Annotated in this window: 4 protein-coding genes and 1 pseudogene; 3 read left to right on the top strand and 2 right to left on the bottom strand. The window is 35.2% G+C overall.

The features are described 5' to 3' along the window. Nucleotides 1–235 precede the first annotated feature (235 nt). The gene (locus A9239_RS04295; RefSeq protein WP_203397930.1) at nt 236–982 is read right to left on the bottom strand and encodes an HAD family hydrolase; all 747 of its coding nucleotides are present in this window, start codon (nt 980–982) and stop codon (nt 236–238) included. Between the two features lie 903 nt (nt 983–1,885). Here A9239_RS04295 and A9239_RS04290 point away from each other — a divergent pair. From A9239_RS04290 to A9239_RS04280, 3 genes and pseudogenes are all read left to right on the top strand, one after another. Continuing rightward, complete coding sequence (locus A9239_RS04290; RefSeq protein WP_048118075.1) at nt 1,886–2,383, top strand: hypothetical protein; 498 nt, start codon at nt 1,886–1,888, stop codon at nt 2,381–2,383. Between the two features lie 162 nt (nt 2,384–2,545). Further along, nucleotides 2,546–2,968 (top strand): secondary thiamine-phosphate synthase enzyme YjbQ, encoded by a 423-nt coding sequence (locus tag A9239_RS04285; RefSeq protein ID WP_048118078.1) that lies wholly within the window; start codon nt 2,546–2,548, stop codon nt 2,966–2,968. Between the two features lie 37 nt (nt 2,969–3,005). Beyond that, a pseudogene (locus A9239_RS04280) lies at nt 3,006–3,533 on the top strand (acetolactate decarboxylase); the annotation flags it as partial. Between the two features lie 195 nt (nt 3,534–3,728). Here A9239_RS04280 and A9239_RS04275 read toward each other — a convergent pair. Continuing rightward, nucleotides 3,729–4,721 carry a radical SAM/SPASM domain-containing protein gene (locus tag A9239_RS04275; RefSeq protein WP_048155304.1) on the bottom strand — a complete coding sequence of 331 codons (993 nt, stop codon included), beginning with the start codon at nt 4,719–4,721 and terminating at the stop codon, nt 3,729–3,731. Between the last annotated feature and the right edge of the window lie 287 nt (nt 4,722–5,008).

Genomic DNA, 5,008 nt, shown 5'->3' with positions numbered 1-5,008 from the left:
AAACTTGTCTCAATAAAAAGTGTCTTCTAACAATAGAACCTCAGATTCGAAACAATGTTTTCTATTTTTATATAACTTGACTTTGTCAGATTAGACAGTTACTTCAATCGCTGTTAGCGATTTCACTACTAATGATATCTTTGGCATACGAGGTCTAATGATGACGCTTTACCTTGTAATGTGATATAGTCAAGTTAAGTACACGCTGAGAATCTAAAAATAAAAGAAATAGTCTTTACTCGCTAAAAAGTTCGGATAAACTTTTTACTATCTTTACATACGGATATCGTGAAAAGTCAGTTTCCGTTGTCGTTCCTGTGGTCACGGCCGCAAAATCAACATTTGCTGCCAGGGCCGTTTTAGCATCAATCAGACTATCTCCAATATACAACACATTATCAAGTTGTGCGTTGAGGCTGTCAATTGCAAGCAATAATCCTTCTGGAGACGGTTTGGGGACTTTAACATCCTCTCCTCCAACAATAATATCTATTAAATCCAGAACCCCGTACTGGTTTAGAGTCTCAACTATTCGAAAATGATGTTTTGTGGTTACGATACCTGTATTGAGCCCATTCTGTTTTAATCGTTCTAATGTATTTACTGTGTCAGCATACAACATTGTCTCTCTGGACATTACCTCGTTAGCCTTTTCCCGAAACAAGCTTAGAAAACGATCTATCAAAACTTTGTTTTCGTTGTTTGTTAGCTGAATAAATGCTCTGTCGAGTGGTAATCCAACAGTTCTTTTTATACTTTCATGATCAAAGCAGGGAATGTCCAGCTTGCTAAAGGCATAGTTGAAACTTGAAACAATACCACTCGTTGCATCAGCTAATGTATAATCAAAATCAAAAATAACAGTACTATATTTCATATATATTTCATATCTCCCGCCTTGAGTCTTGCTGTTGACATAGAATCCTGCAGAAGTAGAATAGAATCCTGCAAATATTGGCAGAAAGTCCTGCTGTACTGGCATAATATCTTTTCGCCCAAAACCAAAGGTATTTTAACCCCTTAAATATGGATTCTATATTTTTTGAATTAAGGACCAAAATATAGGGTAGATATTGCTCTTTAAGACATTTGCTACAGGTACTTTTGTCATAACTATGCAACAAAAAAATAAAAATTCATATACAGGATAATTTAATTAGAATTAATTAAGCTATTTCATGAGTTAATTTCAGAATTTGAAGCCTGAAGGACATTATTCAGAATATATTTTTACACTATTACATTATTCAGGATAAAAATATTTGACAGATTATAATGTGTTGTAAATAATTACTACCTATATAATTTAATACTAGTCGGGACTTATCACCAGATATTAAAAGTATATAGCCGTCACTGATAACTTTATCTGATGGCCTGGAGTTCCAGATCAAAATTACCAGTATGATCTTATGTCAAAACTCCTATTAAAAAATAAGATTTAACCAGGCATAAATAACTGATTGAGAGAATAAAATCAAAAGAAATATACACGTTAAGAATTAACACAAAACAAACTACTGTCATGGCAATTTAATTATTGAGCGTTAATATTAAGACAATACATCATCTCTAGTCCCTTTCATAATTATATAAAGACTAAAAATAAATATTCTGGACACTAGCTCTTAATCAGACTTTTAAACGACGTGTAAATTTTCTGCATATGATATAAAAGACTTTGCCCGGAATTGACATAATCTTAATATTATTTAACTACTTAATATTATTTAACTACTTAATATTATTTAACTACTTAATATTATTTAACTAATTAATATTATTTAACTAATTAATATTATTTAACTAATTAATATTATTTAACTAGTTAATGTTATTTGATATGTGAATGTCTATTACTAATAATCTGCCGAGGGAAAGTTGATTGATAAACGAACCGAATAATAAAAACTGGATTAAAGTAGGCGGAGTTTTACTGGCAGTCTTTGTCGTACTAGCTTTGATATTAGGAGTAATAATACCGAGCATGAGTTCTCCCGACTACCGGCACGGCTACCAAGATGGCTACCGAGACAGCTATCAGGCTGCTTTCAATGGCAAATATTATGATGTCAAAGGTGGCTTAGGTGATAATAGTAGCTATAATGAAGGTTACATACACGGCTATGATGAAGGCTATCCCGATGGTCAATTAGACCTTGGAGCCCACGAGGGAAGTGGAACAAGCCAGACTCTCGAAAACAGTCAGGCTCTCGAAAACAGTCAGGCTCTCGAGGCCAGCCAGGCTCTCAAAACCAGCCAGAATAATGAAACCAGCAATGATAATGAGGCCAAGGATAATGAGACCAATCATGCCAGTGGAACCAGCTCGAGCAGTGAAACCAAAGAGGGCCGCCAAATTACCTTCAATAATAAAAGTTAAGGTAATTGGCATTATAGAATCTGAAAATGTATCTCCCCATACTCTTTCCTGATTTTTGCATCGATTCTACTCTTTAGAAGCAGTGCAGCAGTAGCAAGACTAAAAGGAGATTTCTCAGATACTTAGAAAAATTTATCAATACGACTCATCAATGATCTTTTCATGCCTGTGGAAACAAGAGAAATCTCAGTAACCGGAAAAGAGGACTGTGGAATTGTTGATATAACCGAAATAATCTCAGAAGAAGTAAAAAAATCAAAAATAAGAAACGGAACGGTTACGATCTTTTGTATTGGGTCAACCGGAGCAATAACTACAATGGAATTTGAGCCTAATCTCTCAAAAGATGTCTCTGAAACGCTTGATCAGCTAATTCCTCTTGACAGGGACTATCACCATCACAAAACCTGGGGAGATTATAATGGAGGCTCGCATCTAAGAGCTATGCTTATCGGCCCGAGCCTTACAGTGCCTTTTATTGAAAAAGACCTTACTCTTGGAACCTGGCAGCAGATTGTGTACATTAACTTTGACAGGATTGAAAAAGTAAGAAGAATCGTATTGCAGATACTCGGAGATTTTTAAACGGTTTGTTTTCTAAAATTACTAGGTAAAAAGTGATGGGATTACATATTCCATATCTGAAAATATGACCATCCCATTTGCCACGGTTACCTATTTTGAAACCGACAAAACCCTTAGGCCTGAAAAGCCAATGAACCTGACAGAACTTGAGCAGTACCTGGACCTGAACCTGCCTTCGGAAAACTTCTTTTATGCTGTTGAAATTGATGGAAACTTTTCGTACCTGAGAGCACAAAGCTTGCCAAAGCAGGAACCACCGTACCGTAAACTTGCGGATGTTGTCGCAAATCAGACTGTTTTCGAATTTGAAAATGTAAGCGGTACACTGGTGGGTTTCCGGACACCGGACTACGTGACCAGTATCAATGTTCCAGGATATCATCTTCATTTCATTACTGAAAACAGGAGTGCAGGTGGGCATGTTCTTGAGTTCGAGCTTGAGAACGGAACTGCTGCTCTTGATGCAACACCAGCCTTTTTCATGGAACTTCCCACAAGCTATAGCTTTGCAAAAGTAGAATTGGAAAAGGACTTAAAATCCGAAATGGAAACTGTGGAAAAGTGAATTTGAGCTTTGATCTGGTGCGGAGTCAAGTTGATGACTATTTTTAGAAACTGAGCTTGAATCCGCGCTTTAGGATATGAATCTCTCTGAGTTTCACTATAATTCGGACAAAATCAAGTGTCATTCACAGAAAAATTTAGAATAGGAGAATTTAGAACGGATTGATTTCCTGAGAATGCCTCCAATACGATTGCTTTAGTGAGGCCAGCAGTCTTGCCAACAAATTTTCCATTTGTCAGATTTTTGTTCAGCGAAAGAAGAACGCAATTCTTGATATCTTTCGTTGTTCCAGATTGAGTCAATTGGAGTTTCAAATGCATTTCCCATATTATAATGTCCCCCGCAGCACGGAGAAACCGTTCCATCCCAGTATACTACCATGCTATTCCACGGCCAATAACACGGTTTCTTTTTAGCCGACTTTTTAGCTTTAATTTGACTTTGAATTTTAGCTAGATCGGGAGACGAGTTATCCAGTACTACAGTAAATTTATCAAAACCCATATTAATGGACAGTTTCTCAGCATCCTTTAATTGATGAGAATTATGGTCAAATAGAATAAATTTAAATTCAATGAAAGGAGTTTTAGAAGTTAACTTATTTTTTATATTTATTAAAGCAGAGGCATTTTTCAAAACGAGATTTAAATCTCCTCCCCGCCTGTATTTTTCATAAACATCCTGTGTAATACCATCTATAGAGACAATAAGGTGATCCAATCCGCAAGTAACTATTTGCTCAAGCTGTTTCTGAGAAAGTTTCATAGAGAAAGAAGTAGGGAATATTGTTCCAATATTTCTTTCATGACAATAAGCAATTATCTGGAACAAATATGGATTAAGCAGTGGCTCCCCACGATGGCTAAGATTTACGCCGAAAATGTTGTCAGCAAATGGATCTATAATTTTCTTGAAATTATCAAGCGTTAGAATCATTTTTTCATTGTCTTCGTTTTTTAATTCTCCTCTACCATGACAACATTTTGGACATTTAAGGAAACAATTTGGAGTGGATTCTACTTTTATAAAATAAGGCGTGCTGGAAAGAATGGTCTTTTTAGTTTTGAATTCAGTTTCATTCACAATCAGATTGGAAAATTTTTTACTTGTTGAATGAACTATACTGGTCCTTAAGAGAAATTTCACAGAACTAAATCTCTCAACAAACATTTCAATTTTAGGAGACATAATTTTAGCACTTTAAATATATTATATAAAAGATATTGTAGAATTATGAAAGATGTTATAGAATTTGCCTACAAAATTTGCCGGAACATTTGGATAGCATATTAAGTCAAATATCATTTCATAATGAGACAGATATCACACAATAGGAGTTACGCAGTTGGCTCCTAGCATATTGTTTTTTCCAAACTTTCAAATATTTGAATTAATTTAACGTGTATTGGGGATTCCTTAAGTATTCTGTCACTGCCACTCTTCTAATTTTCATAGCACTTTCAAACCAGGATATT

This window comes from Methanosarcina sp. A14, assembly GCF_001729375.1.
GTDB classification, from domain to species: Archaea; Halobacteriota; Methanosarcinia; order Methanosarcinales; family Methanosarcinaceae; genus Methanosarcina; species Methanosarcina barkeri.
Note: the sequence above shows the minus strand (reverse complement) of the source record. Positions and strands in the feature narration are given on the sequence as shown.

Coding starts and splice junctions, on each gene's coding strand:
- A9239_RS04295 (WP_203397930.1), bottom strand. CDS start 982: ATGCCAGTACAGCAGGACTTTCTGCCAATATTTGCAGGATTCTATTCT.
- A9239_RS04285 (WP_048118078.1), top strand. CDS start 2,546: ATGCCTGTGGAAACAAGAGAAATCTCAGTAACCGGAAAAGAGGACTGT.
- A9239_RS04275 (WP_048155304.1), bottom strand. CDS start 4,721: ATGTCTCCTAAAATTGAAATGTTTGTTGAGAGATTTAGTTCTGTGAAA.